Genomic DNA, 19621 nt, shown 5'->3' with positions numbered 1-19621 from the left:
TTCGACAATGAATATGATTTAGCCCTTGCTGTAATGGACGGCATGGAATCACGGAGTGAACAAGGGGGATATACGTTAGAGCGTTTTAGGTTTAAATCATCCTAGCTACTTATAGGCTTGTTGTCGATCGGTAGTCGTTGCATTTGGCGAGGAAGTCGCTGGCTGTTGGGCAATTGAAACGCTTGTTGCCTGTGCCCTCACTGATGACAACAATAGAACAGTTACAAATAACGCCAAACTACGATAGATAGAAGCTGAAAACGATATACGAAGTAAAAATGAGAGCGATCGCCACCCAATCAACTGCCGTTTGCTACGCTTAGCCATGCCTACACCCTCACGCTCAAAATCGCCACTACTCTAACCGATGGTGAATCGCTGTCAAAATCTACACGTAGAGACGCGATATATCATGTCTCTACAAGTCCGCTCTCGTCAGGCTTTGTTTGTCTAGTGTCATTTAGTCTGAGTGCGATAAGAGCGATCGCGAAAGCTCACTCATTCTCTGTTAGCTTGAAGTCATGCTGCTAACTGTTAATATGTTGCGGCACTACCAACGTTGTAGTCGCCGGTCTTTTCTCGATTTATATGGAGATCCTACCCAGCAGGATTTTCAAAGTGATTTTCGCGCCAAATTGCAACAGGATCGGTATGCTCTCCAGCAAACCATTCTGGCGGGACAGACTTATCACAAACCCAATTACGCTTGGGGAGATTGGCACGCTGGTGCGAATGCCACCATTGCCTTGATGCAAGAGGGCGTTGAGCTAATTTACCGAGGCGTGCTTCTGAAAGAGGAAGAAGTAAGGATAGAGGATGAATCCTTCTTGCACCTTCCGAAGACAGTGACCCTCGTGAGTTGTCCCGATTTTTTGGTTAAACAACCCGGACAATCAAACTTTGGCGATTGGATTTACGTTCCCAGTGACATTCATTTAGGTCGGCGTCCTAAGCTGGAATATCAAACGGTTGCAGCTTTTCACGCTCATCTGCTGGCATCTGTTCAGGGGGTTTTGCCGGATACGGTTTGGCTGCGATTACGGGAAAAAAAGGCTTATGCAGTCAATTTGAGTAAATGGGTGCCGATGATGCAGGCACTTGTAGAGGAGTGTATCGAAATGCTCCTGTCTCGGCAAGAGCCAGAGGTATTCATTACCCGTCAGCGGTGCAATCTTTGCCCTTGGTTAAATCACTGCTATGCGATCGCGCAAGAACAGCAACATCTCTCTTTGATTCCGGGTGTAACGCCGAGTCGCTATCAGCATTTGCAGACACTTGAACTGACGAGTCGGGAGTCTTTGGCGAGTGTCAGTCCGGCTTTTTTGGAGCCAGTTTTGGGAGAGGAAGTCGCGCAACAGCTAGTACAGCAAGCGCAATCAGTAGTGGAGAATCGGGCGATGCTTCTGGAGAAACCTTTTGCGATCGCAAAAACCACTCAAACCGCAGAATGGGTGATGGACAATCCATCTTCGCATCTTTCACCCATCGAACTTTACTTTGATATTGAGGCAGAACCGTCGTTAGAACTGGATTATCTGCTGGGAGTTTTAGTGGTAGACCGTCAAGCTAATACAGAAACGTTTTATCCTTTCTTAGCAGAACAACCCAGCGACGAAGAATTGGTTTGGCAGCAATTTTTAGATTTGGTTTGGACTTATCCTCAGGCTCCCATTTTCCATTTCTGCGACTACGAAATCCTGACGATGAAGCGGCTGGCTAAATGCTACAATACCCCGCTGGAGAGGCTACGTCCGGTGCTATCGCGCTTTGTGGATATCCACGAGTGGGTAACAGGGATGGTGACACTGCCCGTCGAAAGTTATGCTTTAAAAGCGATCGCCCATTGGTTGGGCTTTGAGTGGCGCGATGCGGGAGCGAATGGACAAGTGTGTATCTATTGGTACGATCAATGGTTAAAAACACGCGATCGCACTTTCCTCGACGCCATTCTGCGCTACAACGAGGATGATTGCCGCGCTACCCGTCACCTTAAAGACTGGCTGGTAGACTTTATACAGGATGCGGCTCATTTGGATGCACGGGAGTAATCTTCCAGCACCAAATTTTTCCAATTCGACTCTCTTATAACCTTCTCTTAAAAAAATCTTATTTTTATGATGATAAGGTGCTGGTGTAAATGGCTTAATTTAACACTGGCAATCATGAGCAAGATCGATAATTTTTTTACATCTTTCTGTTTTATTGGTGGATTAACCACTGCAATTCTGACAGCACATCCCGCTCAGGCATTCAAAATAACCGGCGTTGATTACTTAGGACAATCCACTTTTTCGACTGGTTTTTCATTTCAGGGAACTGAATTGGGAGGGCTATCAGGAATTACTTACGATGCCAGTAAAGACGTTTATTACAGTATTTCTGATGACCGAAGTGAAAAGGCACCAGCTCGGTTTTATACCCTCAAAATTGATATTTCTCAGGGTTCTTTAAAGCAGGGGGGAGTAACTCCTGTAGACGTAACAACCTTGTTGAATGTAAACAATCAACCTTTTGCTCCTTTAAGTCTTGACTCCGAAGGGATTGCCTTAAGTAGCAAGGGAAGTCTATTTATCTCTTCTGAAGGAGATGCGAACCAATTAATTAATCCTTTCGTCAATGAATTTTCTTTGGCAGGTCAGCAACTTCAAACCCTGCCAATTCCTCAGAAGTTTTTACCAACAGCGGCTAAAGATAGCGGAATTCGCACTAATTTAGCCTTTGAAAGCTTGACGCTTACCCCTGACCAAAAGTATTTGTTTACAGCTACAGAAAATGCCTTGGTTCAGGATGGTGCTGTCGCTGACATCAAGGTGGCAAGTCCTTCGCGAATCTTAAAATATAACCTCGTAACTGGGAAGCCGGAACAGGAATTTTTATACGTTACCGATCCAGTTGCCGCAGCACCCAATCCTGCTGATAGTTTCAAGACCAATGGTTTAGTAGATTTGTTAGCAGTGAATGAAGATACGTTTCTTAGCTTAGAACGGTCTTTTTCTACTGGAGTGGGGAACACAATCAAGCTGTTTGAGGTGTCTTTAGAAAAGGCAACCGATATTAGCAGTATTAACAGCCTCAGTGCAATCAACCTCAACACTATCAAACCAGCTCAGAAAAAACTGCTGCTTGATTTCGAGAAGTTAGGTCTGACGCTCGATAATATTGAAGGTTTGACTTTTGGCCCTGATTTGGCGGATGGACGAAAGTCGCTGATTGTAGTTAGCGATAACAACTTTAGCCCGATTCAGTTTACCCAGGTACTCGCCTTTGGAATTGGCACCAAATCAGCGGCGCATCGTTCTGTCCCGGAACCTTCGGCACTCGCAGGCTTGGTATTTGCAGCACTTGTGAGCATTAAAGTCAAGCGCCACATTCATAGTTAATCCGGACAATATCGCGCTAAGATGCAAAGACGCCAAATGAAGCAACGTTTTAGCGTCTTTGCGCCTTGGCACGAGACCAAAAAAGCCGTGTCTACCCCACCATTCGAAAGGGAATGAAAAAAAGGGGTTGACAAATCCAACGAGACTCGACATAATCGTTAATGGCTCGGAAAACAAGGGACTGTAGTTCAATTGGTTAGAGCACCGCCCTGTCACGGCGGAAGTTGCGGGTTCGAGCCCCGTCAGTCCCGTAAAAAGTAGTAGAAAAGTTAGTAGGGGTTAGGTGTTGAAACCTGCCCCTACAATTATTAGCAGCTACAACTAGCAGCTACAACAAATATAGAAACCTTTTGAGAGAATCTGCTGTGACCGTTAGAGTTCGGATTGCACCAAGTCCTACTGGGAACTTACATATTGGGACGGCGAGAACCGCTGTATTTAACTGGCTGTTTGCTCGCCATCATGGCGGCGAGTTCATCCTGCGAATTGAAGACACCGATGAAGCGCGATCGCGCCCCGAATATACTCAAAACATCCTTGATGGTCTGAAATGGATGGGAATGACCTGGGATGAGGGGCCATTTTTTCAATCCAAGCGCCTCGACCTGTACCGCAAAGCCATTCAAACTCTCGTAGAGAAGGGCTATGCTTATCGCTGCTACACCAGCGAAGCCGAACTAGATGAATTGCGGACAGCGCAAGCAGCAAGAAAAGAAGCTCCCCGTTATGACAACCGCCACCGGAACTTGACGCCAGAACAACAAGCAGCTTTTGAAGCCGAAGGGCGTCGTCCGGTGCTTCGCTTCAAAATTGATGATGACCGGGAGATTTCCTGGAACGATCTGGTAAGAGGCAAAGTTAGCTGGAAAGCCAGCGACCTCGGCGGCGATATGGTGATTGCTCGTGCCTCAGACGATTCAGTGGGTCAGCCGCTGTACAATTTGGCAGTGGTGGTGGATGACATTGATATGCGGATCACCCATGTCATCCGGGGAGAAGACCATATTGCCAACACCGCTAAGCAAATTTTGCTCTATGAGGCACTGGGAAGCGCGATCCCGGAATTTGCCCATACGCCATTGATTTTGAACAAGGAAGGCAAAAAGCTCTCGAAGCGGGATGGCGTCACTTCCATTTCCGACTTCCAGCAAATGGGCTACACGCCTGAAGCCTTGGCGAATTACATGACATTGTTGGGATGGACGCCCCCAGATTCCACCAAGGAAATCTTTACTCTGCCAGAAGCAGCTCAACAGTTCGGCTTTGAGAGAGTCAATAAGGCAGGGGCAAAATTTGACTGGGATAAGCTGAATTGGCTTAACAGTCAGTATCTGCACAAGATGCCGATAGATGAGCTATTAAATCAGCTGATTCCCTACTGGCAGGCGGCTGGATACGAATTTGACCCGATCAGCGATCGCCCTTGGTTAGAACAGTTAACCAGCCTGCTGAGTGCCAGCCTGACGCGCTTGCAGGATGCAGTCGAGATGAGTCGGATATTCTTTAGCCAGACCGTAGCCTACAGCGAAGAGGGACTGACTCAGTTGCAGCAGGACGGCACCGAAACCGCTTTGCAGGCGATTCTGGACGCCCTGGAAAATCATCAAACTTTGACAGCAGAGGGTGCCCAAGACATCATCAAACAGCTGACCAAGGAGAAGAATCTGAAGAAAGGATTAGTGATGCGAAGTTTCCGCGCAGCTCTAACCGGCGATTTGCATGGTCCTGATTTGATTCAATCTTGGTTGATCCTGAATCAGCGGGGTCTGGACAAGCTACGTTTACAGCAAGCCCTAGAAAAGTAAACTGAAAATCTTCTTTCTTTTTCTTTTGCAAGCCTTCTCAAGCTCAGCCTGAGAAGGCTTTTGGCTTCTTCTTTGGAACTTCTTATGGGATACTATCGTCACTGCTACAACTAGAGCCGTTACATAATCGGTAACAAGGTGCCGTTTTTGGAAGTGAGGATGTACAAACCCGTACCCAATTTAGGGGAAAAATCGGTAGGAAAGTCCCTCTGGGCAGGCATCACAACCATAGCCCTGATGGCGGTAGGAGTGTTGAGCCTTTCGAGGGTGCAAGCCCAATCCGTACAATCCCCGCCCATATTCGAGAATGTCACCCTCGGTCCCCGGTTTTCGCCCGATCCGTTGACGATTCGGGGTATCAGTGGCGGCGAAATAGCGGCCCAAAAAATTGCAGGTCGCAGCGAAACCGCTACCGGGCCATGTGTTGGTTTTACGGACGATAAGCCCGATCACACTGTAGTTTTAACTTCGTTTTTCAACTTTCTATCCATCCAAGTGCAAAGCCCAGAAGACACTACCCTCGTGATTAAGGGACCTGGTGGCAGCTGGTGCAATGATGAGTATGAAGGCAAAAACCCTGGCATTGCTGGTCAGTGGCAGCCGGGAACTTACGGAATTTGGGTGGGATCTTACGATAAAAGTAAATTCAACCCCTACATTATCAAAATTACTGAAGTCAACTTACTCAATCCTGGCCCCTTCCGGCGTTAATTACTTGCTGCTTGCTACCAGCTGCCACCAGCACCGCCACCATCACTGCTGCCGCCGCCAAAATCGCTGCTACTGCTGCTACTGTCATAACTACAACTACTGCTGCTAGTATCGAAAGTGCTAGTGCTGCTGTTGGAAATCCAGCTAGTGCTAGAACGGCGAACGCTATTCCTCTGGGTGCTGCTAGGACGAGGAGGTAGGCGAGGAATTTTCGTCTCAATTTGCCGCTGATAAGAGCAACAGTGGCAATTGTGAGTAAACAGGCGTATCCCTTGGCTGTACTCTGTTGCCGATCGCGTAACCTGCGATGTGCATTGGACTGTCAATTCATGACAGGTGGGGCAAGTGCTAAATTGCCTTGAGTTCAGAATGTATGCACGGATGTGGATTCCCAGACTAGACGTTTGTTGGCAACCGTTGGGACATTGCCAGCCGATAAATTTGACGCTACCTAGGTTCTGAGCTGCTCGCTCAGGTTTCCTAAGATGGAATTGGAGTATATTCCAGTCCATTTGTTGCATGGGATATCGGCAATCAGCGCAATGGGTGGGGCGAGTTGAGCCGATTACTCGCGATCGCCCGGTTGGTTCGATGAAAACTGTATGGCGCGAGGGAGTTAGGCAAGGAAGCGTTTCCTTAACTTCCTCGTTATAGGAACAACAGTGGCATTCTTTGGCAACCAGTTGCTTACCTTCTCTATTCCATGTAGGTTGTTCCAAAATAGCTTTGATTGTCTGGGTGACGGTCAATTCCTGACAGGTGAGGCAAGTGTTAAATTGTTGTGAGTCCAGAATGTACGCACAAATGTGAATTGTCTGCCCAGTTAGTTGCGGATAACACTTGAGACACTGCCAGCCTTCAAATCTGACGCTGCCTAACTTTTGCGCTACTTGCTCAGCTTGGCTGAGATAAGGCTGGAGTGCGATCGCATCCAGTTTTTGCATCCGCTTTTTGCAAGTAGCGCAATGCCAGGGATGAGTGTCGCCACTGTCACCTTCTATGCGCGCTCGCCCTGTCGGTTCGAGCAAAATTCCACTGCGAGGACGACGCACATAAGCAACTGTCCCTAGAATCAACACTAATACACCGCCAACACCCGCTAGTGGGTAAACCACTCCTACAACGCTAGCAGTTGTAGTCGGAACGCTAGCAGGTGCAGCCGGAATGCTGACAGGTGGAGTCGGAACGCTAGCAGGTGTAGCTGGAATGCTGACAGGTGGAGTCGGAACGCCAGCAGGAGTTGGTGGTTGATAAGCGCTCAAGTCCATAACTAGTGCTTGCGTTCCCGCCAGGGTACCACCGTTAAAGTCACCCTGCTTAAATCGCGGTGCGATCTCTTGTTGGATAATTTTGCTAACACGCGCATCGGGGAGAATCGACTCGATACGGTAACCCGTTTCGATTTCTACGCGACGTTCCCGCTGGGAAATCAGCAGCAGCACCCCGTTGTCCCGCCCTTTCTTGCCAATGCCCCAATAATTAAATAGCGACGTAGCGAACGCCTTGGGAGTAGCAGAAGGTGAAGTCTCTGGCACCGTCACTACCGCGATTTCACTGCTATTTTTTGCCTCTAAATCTGAGATGATCTGGTTGAGTTGTGCTTCCGTCGCCGGACTGAGCATATCCGCCATGTCTGTCACCCAGCCACCATTGACTTGCCGGGGATTGGGAACTTCCTGAACGGTTAAAGCCTTGCTGACGACTGGGAAGGCAGCAACAGTGAAACTCGCAAAACCAGCAAGAGCAATTTGTTTGAGCATAAGCGATCGCAACTCAACAACTGTAATGGGTGCCATCACCTCTAGAATGTCTCAGGTGGATCGGCAATTCGGTTCACTCTTTTGCTCAGTTTTTGGCTCACTGTTCGGGGCGATGATGGGAAGGGTGTTGGTAGCATCCCCTGTGTTAGCATTGCCAACGCGATGGAGGCAGAGCCGAAAAGCTAAATTACAAGTAAATTACAAGCGCTGTAGAGTTAAAATTCAGGATAACGGTTGTGGCTTTTAAAATTGGATTACTGGGACTGGGGACAGTCGGCACGGGTACGGCACAAATTTTGCTAGATCCGCAAGGGCGTCATCCGCTGCTGCAAGAAATAGAAGTTTATCGGGTGGGAGTGCGATCGCTAGATAAGCCCCGACTCGTAGAAATGCCAGAAAGCTTGCTGACGACCGATTTGGAATCGATTGTCACCGACCCCCATGTGGATATTGTGGTCGAGGTGATGGGAGGCTTAGAACCCGCGCGATCGCTTATCCTCAAAGCGATCGCTAATGGTAAGCACGTTGTCACGGCAAACAAGGCGGTGATTTCTCGCTACGGTGATGAAATTTTTACGGCGGCGAATCAAGCAGGCGTCTATGTGATGCTAGAGGCAGCCGTTGGGGGTGGCATCCCGGTAATTCAACCCTTGAAGCAGGCGCTGAGTGTCAACCGGATTCATTCGGTGACTGGCATTGTCAATGGCACCACGAACTACATCCTCAGTCGGATGCAAACCGAGGGGGGTGAATTTAACGAGATTCTGGCAGATGCCCAGCAGTTGGGCTATGCAGAAGCCGATCCAACGGCTGATGTAGACGGTTTAGATGCTGCTGACAAGATGGCGATTTTGGCTTCCTTAGCGTTTGGGGGACGCATCAAGCTGCCAGAAATATACTGTGAGGGGATTTCTAAGGTCAGCGCCGCCGATATTGCCTATGCGGAAAAACTCGGCTTTACGATCAAATTATTAGCGATCGCTAAACAAGATTTACCGGCACCGGAGAAAGAAACTCCAGGCAGAGAAACGGGAAATTTGGCGTCTTTACAAGTTAGAGTTCATCCGACTCTCGTACCCAAAACTCACCCGCTTGCCAGTATTAACGGCGTCTATAACGCAATTCTCGTAGAAGGCGAACCGATTGGGCAGGTAATGTTTTACGGACGTGGGGCGGGTTCCGGTCCCACTGCCAGCGCCGTTGTCTCGGATATTTTAAATATTGCTGCCATTTTGAAAAGTGGTGGAGATGCTGCCAAACTGCATCCACTATTAAGCTGTTCCCATCAAGATTACTGCGCGATCGCCCCGATGGAGGAGCTAGTTACGCGGTTTTACGCTCGTTTCTTGACACGGGATCGTCCGGGCGTTATTGGTAAGTTGGGCACCAGTTTCGGCAACCACCAGGTGAGTCTTGAATCTGTGGTGCAAACTGGCATCCACGGCGAACTTGCCGAAATTGTCGTCGTGACTCACGATGTCCGGGAAGGCAACTTTCGACAAGCCCTGGATGAAATTCGCACGTTAGATACGATAGACAGTATTCCCAGCATTTTGCGAGTTTTATGAGGAGACAAGTGGCGAAAGATGTAGAGAGGCGAATGAATACAGCTTCCCTAAAATACAGCGATCGCTCCTGTTTTATCCGCTTTGGTTTAAGCGCAGCGGTGCGTCAGCGCGGGGGTTGGGGGAATCTCAAATATGGCATCAAAAAAGCGAACGGATATTGCGATCGCATCTTAGAAATGTTAGGAAAAAAGCAAAAATTAGGTTTTTTCTTCCTCCTTCCGGTTTCTTTTTGCCTTTTTTCAGCGGTATTTTCAAAATCCTCTGTAGCTGAAGACATTCTCGCTGTACCTACCCTTTTATCGCCTCCTGCAACTGAGGGGAAGGGTGACAAGCAAATGTGCCCACCGCCAGTTTTAGAACGCTTGATTCGCCACAAAGTTGCCGCTGGTGAAACTTTAGAAAGTATTGCCAGCCAATACAATCTCATTCCTGCTACTTTGATCGGTTTCAATCCATCTTTACGGCAAGGCAAAGCACCCGTAGGGGCAGAAATTTTGATTCCGCCTTACAATGGCATTCGCGTCGAAGTTCCTGCTAGGAAAACTTGGCAAGATGTAGCCAAAAGCTACCGAATTCGTGCCGATGTACTCTATGAGGTAAACGGTTGCCAGAAAAATCCTAGAGTTGTATTTATCCCTGGAGTAAATTGGTCGCCTGCAAGTCTGGCTGGACGTAACAACCGGAAACTAGCCCATTATCCCTTACCCGCAACGACAGCGATCGCACTGGGTTATGGTTGGCAGCTAAATCCTCGAAGCAATCAAGTTGCTTTTCACAGCGGTATCGATCTGTTGGCAGAAGTCGGGACACCCGTGCTAGCAGTGGATAAGGGAACTGTAGCCTTTATTGGCGATCGCGGAGATTCTGGCAATTTAGTCGTTATTAATCATCCGGGAGGACGCCAAACCCGTTATGCTCACCTTGCAACCATTGATGTTAGTCGTGGTAAACAAGTTAGCCAGGGGGATGTCCTGGGAACAGTTGGTACCACAGGACTCCCTGACATAGATAAACCCCATCTGCATTTTGAGTTGCGCTACAACTCGAATTTAGGCTGGGTTGCACAAGATCCACAACCCTATCTTCAGCAAGTAACTGTTAATAGATAATCGGGAATCTGTGCTTGCAGCTAGTTTGACTCATCCCATTTCTGTTTTGACGCACTACATACAGCTCACCCTTTTTTTGAGGGTAGGGGATATTTAATGTAGAGCATCATCCAGAAAGATTGGTCTTAATTCGTCAGTAGGATTTTTTTATGCACAGAAGGCTAGGGAAAAGACTTAGTAATCGCAAAAACTTGTAGTTCCTCTGCGTAACTTTGCCCTTTCCCAGATTGCCCTTTGCGTTAAAAAATCATTACTCTTCTACTTGAAATATTCGTAAGCCCCAATGTCATGCTTTAGCCCTAGCGGACGGCTCGATCCTGCATAATCATTCGTGACTTGAGTAAGCGTAGTACCTCTTTCAATGGCTAGGGAACCAGGCTGAAGCTTGTAGTCAGTTGCCACTGTAGTTCCCGGATTTACCAGCAACGGGTTGGCAGTGATATCGCCGGTACCCACAGCAATACCAGCACTGCCACCATACCAAGAGTTATTCTGAAATGCCAATCCCGTTTTGGCTGGAATTTCTGTCATCGCGACACTGCCAGTTTGGGAGAAAATGTTGTTAGCAATCAGATTGTTTGTATGACCTGGATCGCTATGGATCAGGAGCATGGCTCGCGTCGCTTTGTAAAAGGTATTGTTGGCGATAACAAAGTTCTTCAACCCTCCGCCTCTGCCGTAATTTGAAAAATAGGCAAAGCCTGTAAGTCCCCCAATGACGATATTGTTGCGGATTTTAATGTTATTCACTGGGTTGGAAAAATCGTAGTATTCATTGGATGCCTGAATCCCACTCGCTGGTTTCCCGTCTCGGTAAAAGTTTGTGTTGTTGGTGGTGTAAATGTGGTTGCGCTCTACCGTGATGTCAGTAGCGTTGTCCAGGTATAGATTCACGCTGTAGTTGTCATACACCTTATTACCAGAAGCTACACCGCCCTTGGTCAAAATAAAGTCGATTCCCTCACCGTAGTTCTGATACACGTGGTTGTTGCTGATGGTGACGTTGCTTGCTCTGCCACTAGCGATCCCCTGATCCCAACCATCAGCAAGGGTACGGCTTTTATTCGCAAGGCAATTCATATAAACGGTGTTGCCGTCGATTCGGATGTTTGAGGCTGTGGTCATATCTTTGTCGTAACCAACAAAGATACCGTTCTTGTAGGAGTTGTAAACGGTGTTGTTGAGGATCTGGAGGTTGTTGCCGCCCCAGGACACAATGCCTGTAAATTTGGAGTTCTTTACTTCAAAGCCCTTGAAGATGTTGTATGCGCCAGCTAGATTCACGATGTTGGTGTTGCTTGGCGTTTTAGTGCCATCTAAAATTGCTTTCTCGCCTGGATAGGATTGGTAGCTAATCGGACTGCTGGCGGTGCCGATGCTGCCAATGTATTGTTCTTTCGTAAAGCTGTAGGTGCCTCCCCGTACATATACCGTGTCGCCAGCCTTTGCCTTATAAGCTGCGTGACTGATAGTGGCAAATGGGCTGTTTTGGCTTCCAGAATTACTATCACTACCATTCGTCGCAACGTAGTAGGTGGTAATAGCGAGTGCTGGTTTTGTTACTAGTCCGACGCTAACCGTCGAGGCACTAAAAATCAACAGCAGGCTCAATCCAGAAGAGTGTACTTTAGACATTTTTTACTTCGTTGGTAAACGACAAGAACGCTAGAGATGACCCTGCTGTGCAGTTTTAGGAAGCTTCATCAAAACTTCATAAAACTGGTCTGCTAAATCCTAGCCGTCGTTAATACCGATTGAGATCCGCGATATTACTGACATCTTTCGGAGAAAACGCTGAAATGCAGTAAAAACTTGCTTTATTTGTAGGCTCGTTTTGTAGTCGCTACTTGCGTTTGCAAAAAAGTTACAAAGAATCTATCAGTAGTACGGAAACTGTACTTTATATAAAAAATATATATAAGCGATCGCAAGCTAGCTAGAACAAGGTCTAACCCCAAGGATTATGGTGCTTGTAGCGTTTTTATTGTCCGTAATTCAAGGATTATTGCCAATAACCTTAACTTATGCCTGGATTTTAGGGCGAGTAACTTACGCTGACAATGAGCGCATCCTATGCACTCACAAGGTTTTGAAACTTTGCCACCCGCTTTGACAGGGTTAGCGATCGCTAACGCACCCTAGCCAACAAAAAGCCCCCTGCTTGCAGGGGGTCTTTAACCGAAGTGCGTTTTATGACTAAGTATTTACTAACTCTGACTGCATCTCAGGCTGGGCGGGTTCTTCCTCAGTGATGCCGTAAATGGAGTTGTACAGTTTGACATACTCTTTCGCGGATGTGTCCCAACTGAAGTCCATCTGCATACCCCGCTTCTGCAACTCCTGCCATTGCGGTTTGAAGCGGAAAGCTTCCCATGCCCGAACCATACAGGTGTAAAGGTCTAGGGGTTCATAACGGTCGAAGGAGTACCCCGTACCAGCGTGGTTCACTGGGTCGTGGAAAGAAACGGTATCGACTAAGCCACCTGTGCGACGGACAATCGGCACGCAGCCGTAACGCATCGCCAGCATTTGGCTAATGCCGCAAGGCTCAAAGCGGCTAGGCATGAGGAAAGCATCGCTACCTGCATAGATGCGTCTGGAGAGAGCATCGTTATAGAGTAAGTAGTTTGCCATGCGACCAGGGTAGCGGGAAGCCATTTGCCACATCTGGGTTTCGTAATAGCGATCGCCTGTACCCAGCAGGACAAACTGAGCATCGGTATACGCCATAAAGCGATCGAGCATTTGAATCACAAGATCGATGCCTTTCTGCTCCACCAGTCGCGTTACCATGCCAATCACAAAGGCATTTTTGTTAACTTCTAAGCCGACTTCTTCTTGCAGTGCAATTTTGTTGGCTTGACGTTTCTCAAGAGTATCAATTGTGAAGGTCTGAGTAATGTATTTGTCAGTGGCGGGGTCGTAAACCTCCGTATCGATGCCGTTAACAATACCGGATAACTTTCCGCTAATGAAAGACAGCAAACCTTCCAACGTTTCGCCATAGGCGGGGGTTTGAATTTGTTGGGCGTAGGTGGGGGAAACGGTGTTCACCTTGTTTGCAAACTGCACCGCTGCTGCCATTGTGTTGTGTCCTTGCATATACCAAGGACACCAAGTAATTTTCTCTAAATACCAACGCCAAGGCCCTTGATAAGCCAGATTATGAATCGTGAAGACGGTGGTAATATCGGGATCTTGGTTCATCCACACCGGAATCATCCCAGTGTGCCAGTCGTGGCAGTGGATAATTTGCGGCTTCCAGTAATTCCAGCAAAACTCTGCTGCACCGTTAGCAAACAGCGTGAACCGCCAGTCTTCATCGTCCCCAGAATAGATGCGACGTGGCATGAAAGCCGGATGACCAAATAGGTACAGTGGCACATCGGTTCCAGGTAGAACGGTTTCATAAACTGAGAACGACTGGAACATGGCAGAACCCGACCAAACAGGGTCTTTGGGAATCTCCATTTTGTCGGGCAGCATACCGTAGTAAGGCATGAAGATTCGCACATCATGCCCCATTTTTCGCAGAATTTTTGGTAAGGCACCAACGACATCACCCATCCCACCCACTTTGGCGATGGGCGCTGCTTCAGCTGCAACAAACAGAATTCGCATTATTGCTGGCGTTTCCTGAAATATTTTGGTTACATCATACCGAGTCAGGGGATCGCCTACCCGATTTTGGAGTTTGATTTTGGATTAATGACCGCGTCCGACTTCGGTAAAAATCTCTTCTAAAATTGCCGAAGCTCCCTGTTCCCGTAACCGATGGGCAAGCTGAATTCCGATTTGTTCGGCATCGCTGGCAGCACCGCTAACGGTATCTTTAATCATCCGCTTGCCATCTAAACTGGCAACCATGCCCGTTAAGGTGAGTGTATCGCCGTCAATCTGAGTATTCACCCCGATTGGCACCTGGCAGCCACCTTCTAGGTTCCGTAAAAAGGCTCTTTCGGCGTAGCAGCGTTGAGCAGTGGGTTGATGCTCTAGTACCTTGAGTAATTCCAAAATTTCGGTGTCACCAGCACGGCACTCGATGCCTAAAGCACCTTGTCCGACGGCATGGAGGGATACTTCAGGGGCAATAACTTGATGAATGCGATCGCTCATTCCCAGGCGGTGCAATCCTGCTACTGCCAAAATAATTCCGTCGTATTCGCCTGTATCTAGTTTTGCCAGTCGGGTGTTTAGGTTGCCCCGAATATCTTTAAAAGATAGGTGAGGATAGTGGTGGCGCAGCTGTGCCAGTCGCCGCAGGGAAGAGGTTCCAATTACAGCCCCTTCTGGCAGGGTTTCCAGTTGCTTATCTTTGTGCTTTTCATGCACGACAAGCGCGTCTGCCGGATTTTCCCGTTCGCTAACGCATCCTAAAACCAATCCTTCTGGCAAGTTGGTAGGCAAATCCTTCAGGGAATGCACGGCAAAGTCTGTCTCTTGATTGAGCATTCCCAGTTCGAGTTCTTTCGTAAAGAGTCCCTTATCGCCAATCTTGGCTAAGGCAACATCTAGAATTTTGTCCCCTTGAGTCGCCATCGTGTGGACTTCAAAGGTACATTCGGGAAAGTGTTTCTGGAGTTGTTCTTGCACCCAGTAAGTCTGGACGAGTGCGAGTTGGCTTTTGCGAGAACCGATGCGGATAGTACGAGCCGGACTAGAAACTGTAGGAGACATAAAGCGATCGCCTGAACACAGCAAATAAAGTCACCTGTTCTAGACTACCGCAGCCGTGGCTGTAATAAGCCTGGAGTTTGATGCCAACGCTCTCAAGATAGGTTAAGTAATATAAATTCTCCCGTGTGCTGGAAGCAAGGCAGTCATCGTTGATGGATGTTTATCAGCGACAGCATCATGGATAGAGCGATCGCGTTCTTCAAGAGTCATCGAATTTACAGGCTACAAGCCATTGCCAATCAAGATAAACGGTGCCCAATAATAAGGGTGGCTAAGCCGAGCGATCGCATCTGGTGATGAAGTATTGCCAATACGTTCGATGACAATGCCCCCGCGCTTTTGATCCAAAGCTGTATAGTCGCTACTAATCAGAGCAGTTTGTGCCTGACGCAGGGCTTCAGCTTTTGTAGTGTTGCCCTTTTTGAGAGTTGCATAGAAGGCATTCATTAAGGCTTGAGTCCCGCCATCATCGACTGTCCAAAGAGATGCGATCGCAGCCCTTGCCCCTGCTCTCTGCATCTGGTAGCCTAAGCCGAGAATCTCTTCACCATTCCCCAGTTTTCCGCCCAATCCGGTTTCACAGGCAGAAAGAACTACCAAATCAACGTTTTTGAGGCTCCATTTTTGGATATCTCGGAGGGTGATGCGATCGCCATTACCAAAGAGAATAAAAGAATCATCCGGTGTCCCCACGACAAACGCGGCATGAGTCGCTAGATGCACGACGGTGTAGTCATCCATTTTAGGAACGGTGACTTGAGGGGTGAAGGCTTTATCGATGAGTTTGGTTGTAGTGGGAACGGTCTTGGCTAAATTTTCTACCTCAGTTCCAGCAAAGGGCAACCCAGCAAAGTTAAAGTCTTGTCCACCAACCGTGAAACTGTAGCGTCCGGTGGCAAAGGCACCGGCTAAAACTTGCAGTTGCCGTTGAGGTTGGGTATTGAGTTCTGTAAGGGAAGTGGCAGTAATGTTATTGATGCGGTAGCGTTGCACTAACCATTGTTGTCCATCGTACAAAGCCGCTAGGGGAATGTAACGCAGTTGAGCGTCGGGTGCGTAGACAATCGTTTCGGCATCTGCGGCTTTCAGGTCTGGTTCTAGGGGTTTAATCAGCCAGTTGTAAAGTTGTTGGGCGGGGATTTTGGCGTCAGATTTGGGGTCTTGTAAGGCGCTGCGAAATGCTGCAATTGTCTCGTTGAGTTGTTTCTTGGAAACGTGGACGGTGCGCCGAATGGGGGGAGAGTCAGGGGTGGTGAGGATGAGTTCGATGCGGTCGTCCAGAATTAAGGGGTAGAGGAGGACTGCCTTTTGTTGCAGATTTTTCAGGTTATCTTGTAAGCCAATCAGGTCTTCTAAATCGTCCACCAAATCTGGTTTCCTGCTCTTGGGACTCAGCTGCTGAATCAGTGCCAATACTTCTGGACTTTCGCTGAAGTTATTGAAATCTTCGATAATTTTTTCTTGGGATTTCACCAATTGAGCGATGCGCTGTTCTTGTGCTGGGGTGCGGTTTTCGGGTCGTATTTGTCGTAGTTGAGTGAGTTCTTTGCCAATTTCTACCGCTTTGTCCAGAACCACTTCATAACTCGCCCAAGTCTGTTGTTCTAGTAGGAGATTCGGTAATCCTTGATTAGTATTGTTATTGCCTCGCACGTTGCGGAGGTAATCGTCGAGTTCTTGTACTTTGAGCAAATCTAAAACTCTTTGTGCTTCGAGGATTCGGTCTTGTTTGAGGAGAAGGTTAGCAAGATGACGATATACATTATTAGGAGATGTTTGAGAACAAGCGTTTTGTCTTGCACTGGGTAAGACTTGCAAATTTTTACGAAAGGCTTCAGTGATACTAACAAATTGTTTGTAAAAGATAATTGCTAATTCCGGTTGATTTTGTGCTTCCAACACAGAACCAATGGTATTGAGAGCAGTAGCTTCTTGAGAGCGTGAAGTGTAGGTATCGCCCTTAGACGAATCGCCGATTTCTCTGTAAGTTGCTAGAGCCTGCTGAAAGGATTCTAAAGCTTGAGGGTACTGTTTTAGTGCGACGTAAGACCACCCAATATTATCGAGAGTAGAGAGTTCTTCCCTGCGTGAAGCGTAGCTACCGCTGCTGTTACGATCGCCCATTTCTCTGTAAGTTGCTAAAGCCTGCTGGAAATAGTCCAAAGCTTGGGTATGCTGTCCCAGATCCGTGTAGCTCCATCCAATTAGCCTGGAGATAAACGCCTCCTGCTTGCGGTTACTCCCTTTCCGCTCGACCTCCAATGCCTTCTGAAAAGACTGTGCTGCCTCTGGCAACTGATTGTTCCTAAGCTGCTGCAACCCTTCTACAAGCAGGCGAGCCACTGCTCGATCGGAGATAGGTGTTTCTTCAGCGAGACTCCTGCGACTATAAACCTTCTGAAGGCTTTGGAGAGTTCTTTCTTCTCCTGTGCGATCGCAGGAGTCTCTTCTAATTACCCAAGCCTGCTGGTAGTATTCCAAGGCTTGGGAGTACTGTTTCAGGTTTTCATCATAAACCTTCCCAATATTGTTGAGAATGCGGACTTCTCTTGTAAGGTCGCCAAGTTCTGTATAAATGGCTAGAGCCTGCTGAGAGTATTCCAAACCTTGAGAGTACTGTTTTGAGTCGAAGTAAAACTCCCCAATTTCGCTGAGAGTGTAAGCTTGTTTCTTGCGAGCGCCGAGTTCTGTGTAAATCGCTAGAGCCTGCTTGAGGTATTCCAGCCCCTGAGAAGACTGTCCCGACTCTAAGTAAAAATCCCCAATTTCCTCGAAAGTCTCGGCTTCTGACTCGCGAGCGCCAAGCTCTCTGTAAATGGCTAGAGCCTGCTGAAAGTATTTCAAAGCCTGAATAGGTTGTTCTGCTTGAGCGTAGATCGATCCGATTCTTCTAGTTATAGTAGCCTCGCCTGCACGGTCGCTACGCTCTCGATATTTCTCCAATGCCTGTTGCAGGGACTGTAACGCTTCTTGAAATTGACCGTCTTCAACCTGCTCTAAGAGGCGTTCTGCTTCTGCCTCGCTGAGAATGGCTACTCCACTTTGAGCGAGCTGAACCCTGCGAATATTCTCAAGATAAGCAGCTTCTCTCCTACGATCGCCGAGTTCTCTATAGATTTCCAGACCCTGTTGGAAGTATTTCAAAGCCTGAGAGGGCTGTTTTAGATCGTGAAAGTAAATCCACCCGATGCTGCCGAGAGTGGAGGCTTCTGCCTTGCGCTCTCCCATATCTGTGTAAATAGCTAAAGCCTGCTTGAGGTATTCCAGCCCCTGAGAGGACTGTCCCGATTCCAAGTAAAACTCCCCAATTTCCTCGAAAGCCTCGGCTTCGTCCTCGCGAGCGCCAATCTCTCTGTAAATGGCTAGAGCCTGCTGGAAGTATTCCAAAGCCTGAGTATGTTGTCCTACCTCACCGTAGATCGAACCAATCTCTAAAGTTGTAGACGCTTCCTCTGCACGGTCGCCAAGCTTTCGATAAATATCCAATACCTGTTGAAAGGTCTGTGATGCTTCTCGAAATTGACCGTTTTTGAGCTGCTGCTCACCCTGCTCAAAGAGCTGCTCGTAGAGGCGTTCTTCTTCTGCGGTTTTAGGAATGGCTGCTCCACTTTGAGCGAGCTGAACCCTGCGAATATTATCGAGATAAGCAGCTTCTTTTTGGCGATCGCCGAGTTCTCGGTGGATTGCTAGACCCTGCTGGAAGGACTCCATAGCCATAGGGTACTGCTCTAAGTCAAAGTAAGACCAGCCAATATTGCCGAGAGTGTAGGCTTCTTTTTGGCGATCGCCAATTTCTCTATAAATGGCTAGAGCTTGCTGAAAGTATTCCAAAGCCTGGGTATGTTGTTCTACGTTCCTGTATATCGATCCAATTCTTCTAGTTATGGCAGCCTCCTCTGCACGGTTGCCACGCTCTCGATAAATCTCCAACACCTGTTGAAAAGTCTGTGAAGCTTCTCGAAGTTGACTGTCTTTTAGCTGCCGACGACCCTGCTTAATGAGGCGATCTACTTCTGCCTTATCAAGGATAGGTACTCCACTTTGAGCGAGCTGAACCCTACGAATATTCTCAAGATAAGCAGCTTCTCCTCTACGATCGCTGAGTTCTCTGGAAATTGCCAGAGCTTGCTGGAAGGCATCCAAAGCCTGAGAGTACTGTTTCAACTCAAAGTAAGACTTTCCAATATTGCCAAGAGTCGAGCCTTCTCTCCTGCGATCGCCAATTTCTCTGGAAATGACCAAAGCGGCTTGAAATTTCTGCAAAGCTTCTCGAATTTGACCTCTATTTAGTAACTGAACTCCCTCTTTGTTCAGCTGTAACGCCTCAGCCTTTCTGTCTTGGGTCGTTTGCGCCTGTACCGCAAGAGGCTCAAACTTCAAGGTAAGCGGTAAAAGGGGAGATGTCAGCGAAAGCAGTAAAGTAGCAGTGGCAAGGCTGAGAGATTTGAGACAGTAGTGCATTGGCAAATTCTCCAGCAGCTGATTTATAGATTTGGTCGCTCCATCATCTATATCTTTATCTGAACCGGAGTTATGCAAAAATCTAATTGGTCGCTAAGGGCCTTGCAGAATAGAGTTGGAATAGAGCGATCGCATTCTTCACCGATTTCA

Annotated in this window: 12 protein-coding genes and 1 tRNA gene; 7 read left to right on the top strand and 6 right to left on the bottom strand. The window is 47.8% G+C overall.

The window, feature by feature from the left end; translation table 11 throughout:
* Nucleotides 1-105 precede the first annotated feature (105 nt).
* Nucleotides 106-327 carry a hypothetical protein gene (locus NDA06_RS13730; protein ID WP_190987262.1) on the bottom strand — a complete coding sequence of 74 codons (222 nt, stop codon included), beginning with the start codon at nt 325-327 and terminating at the stop codon, nt 106-108.
* Nucleotides 328-521: 194 nt separating this feature from the next.
* Between NDA06_RS13730 and NDA06_RS13725 the strand changes: the two genes are divergently transcribed.
* The 5 genes from NDA06_RS13725 (at nt 522) to NDA06_RS13705 (ending at nt 5896) form a co-directional block, all read left to right on the top strand.
* The gene (locus NDA06_RS13725) at nt 522-2048 is read left to right on the top strand and encodes a TM0106 family RecB-like putative nuclease (protein WP_190987261.1); all 1527 of its coding nucleotides are present in this window, start codon (nt 522-524) and stop codon (nt 2046-2048) included.
* Nucleotides 2049-2162: 114 nt separating this feature from the next.
* Entirely contained in the window at nt 2163-3380 is a 1218-nt protein-coding gene (locus tag NDA06_RS13720) for an esterase-like activity of phytase family protein (RefSeq protein WP_190987085.1), read from the top strand.
* Nucleotides 3381-3557: 177 nt separating this feature from the next.
* Nucleotides 3558-3631 (top strand) — tRNA-Asp (locus NDA06_RS13715).
* A 114-nt stretch (nt 3632-3745) separates the two neighbouring features.
* Nucleotides 3746-5185, top strand: a complete 1440-nt coding sequence (gltX, locus tag NDA06_RS13710) for a glutamate--tRNA ligase (protein WP_190432876.1) — start codon at nt 3746-3748, stop codon at nt 5183-5185.
* Between the two features lie 237 nt (nt 5186-5422).
* Complete coding sequence (locus tag NDA06_RS13705; protein WP_242030517.1) at nt 5423-5896, top strand: hypothetical protein; 474 nt, start codon at nt 5423-5425, stop codon at nt 5894-5896.
* A 14-nt stretch (nt 5897-5910) separates the two neighbouring features.
* Here the strand turns inward: NDA06_RS13705 and NDA06_RS13700 are convergent, their stop codons facing one another.
* On the bottom strand, nt 5911-7692 hold the full coding sequence (locus NDA06_RS13700) for a TPM domain-containing protein (protein WP_199324232.1): 1782 nt from the start codon (nt 7690-7692) through the stop codon (nt 5911-5913).
* A 200-nt stretch (nt 7693-7892) separates the two neighbouring features.
* Here NDA06_RS13700 and NDA06_RS13695 point away from each other — a divergent pair, with 200 nt between their 5' ends.
* Nucleotides 7893-9224 carry a homoserine dehydrogenase gene (locus NDA06_RS13695; RefSeq protein WP_190987084.1) on the top strand — a complete coding sequence of 444 codons (1332 nt, stop codon included), beginning with the start codon at nt 7893-7895 and terminating at the stop codon, nt 9222-9224.
* A 32-nt stretch (nt 9225-9256) separates the two neighbouring features.
* Nucleotides 9257-10333: a M23 family metallopeptidase gene (locus NDA06_RS13690; protein WP_242047574.1), complete on the top strand. Its 1077-nt coding sequence runs from the start codon at nt 9257-9259 to the stop codon at nt 10331-10333.
* 258 nt (nt 10334-10591) lie between these two features.
* On the opposite strand, the gene NDA06_RS13685 is transcribed toward NDA06_RS13690, so the two are convergent.
* The 4 genes from NDA06_RS13685 to NDA06_RS13670 all read right to left on the bottom strand — a co-directional run bounded on the left by NDA06_RS13685 (nt 10592) and on the right by NDA06_RS13670 (nt 19471).
* A complete protein-coding gene (locus NDA06_RS13685; RefSeq protein ID WP_190527266.1) occupies nt 10592-11968 on the bottom strand; it encodes a right-handed parallel beta-helix repeat-containing protein in 1377 nt (458 codons plus the stop codon).
* A 561-nt stretch (nt 11969-12529) separates the two neighbouring features.
* Nucleotides 12530-13954: a glycogen synthase GlgA gene (glgA, locus tag NDA06_RS13680; RefSeq protein ID WP_190411276.1), complete on the bottom strand. Its 1425-nt coding sequence runs from the start codon at nt 13952-13954 to the stop codon at nt 12530-12532.
* A gap of 84 nt (nt 13955-14038) precedes the next feature.
* Entirely contained in the window at nt 14039-15010 is a 972-nt protein-coding gene (hemC, locus tag NDA06_RS13675) for a hydroxymethylbilane synthase (protein ID WP_190411275.1), read from the bottom strand.
* Nucleotides 15011-15232: 222 nt separating this feature from the next.
* Complete coding sequence (locus NDA06_RS13670) at nt 15233-19471, bottom strand: tetratricopeptide repeat protein (protein WP_190986882.1); 4239 nt, start codon at nt 19469-19471, stop codon at nt 15233-15235.
* Nucleotides 19472-19621: the final 150 nt, after the last annotated feature.

Origin of the sequence: Trichocoleus sp. ST-U1, assembly GCF_039961835.1 — a bacterium.
Lineage (GTDB): Bacteria > Cyanobacteriota > Cyanobacteriia > Cyanobacteriales > FACHB-T130 > FACHB-T130.
The sequence above is the reverse complement of the archived record's forward strand: the minus strand, read 5'-3'. Positions and strand labels throughout refer to the sequence as shown.

Bases quoted from the DNA above. Each gene is read 5' to 3' on its own strand.
- NDA06_RS13730 (WP_190987262.1), bottom strand. From the start codon at position 327: ATGGCTAAGCGTAGCAAACGGCAGTTGATTGGGTGGCGATCGCTCTCA.
- NDA06_RS13725 (WP_190987261.1), top strand. From the start codon at position 522: ATGCTGCTAACTGTTAATATGTTGCGGCACTACCAACGTTGTAGTCGC.
- NDA06_RS13720 (WP_190987085.1), top strand. From the start codon at position 2,163: ATGAGCAAGATCGATAATTTTTTTACATCTTTCTGTTTTATTGGTGGA.
- NDA06_RS13705 (WP_242030517.1), top strand. From the start codon at position 5,423: ATGGCGGTAGGAGTGTTGAGCCTTTCGAGGGTGCAAGCCCAATCCGTA.
- NDA06_RS13700 (WP_199324232.1), bottom strand. From the start codon at position 7,692: ATGGCACCCATTACAGTTGTTGAGTTGCGATCGCTTATGCTCAAACAA.
- NDA06_RS13690 (WP_242047574.1), top strand. From the start codon at position 9,257: ATGAATACAGCTTCCCTAAAATACAGCGATCGCTCCTGTTTTATCCGC.
- NDA06_RS13685 (WP_190527266.1), bottom strand. From the start codon at position 11,968: ATGTCTAAAGTACACTCTTCTGGATTGAGCCTGCTGTTGATTTTTAGT.
- glgA (WP_190411276.1), bottom strand. From the start codon at position 13,954: ATGCGAATTCTGTTTGTTGCAGCTGAAGCAGCGCCCATCGCCAAAGTG.
- hemC (WP_190411275.1), bottom strand. From the start codon at position 15,010: ATGTCTCCTACAGTTTCTAGTCCGGCTCGTACTATCCGCATCGGTTCT.
- NDA06_RS13670 (WP_190986882.1), bottom strand. From the start codon at position 19,471: ATGCACTACTGTCTCAAATCTCTCAGCCTTGCCACTGCTACTTTACTG.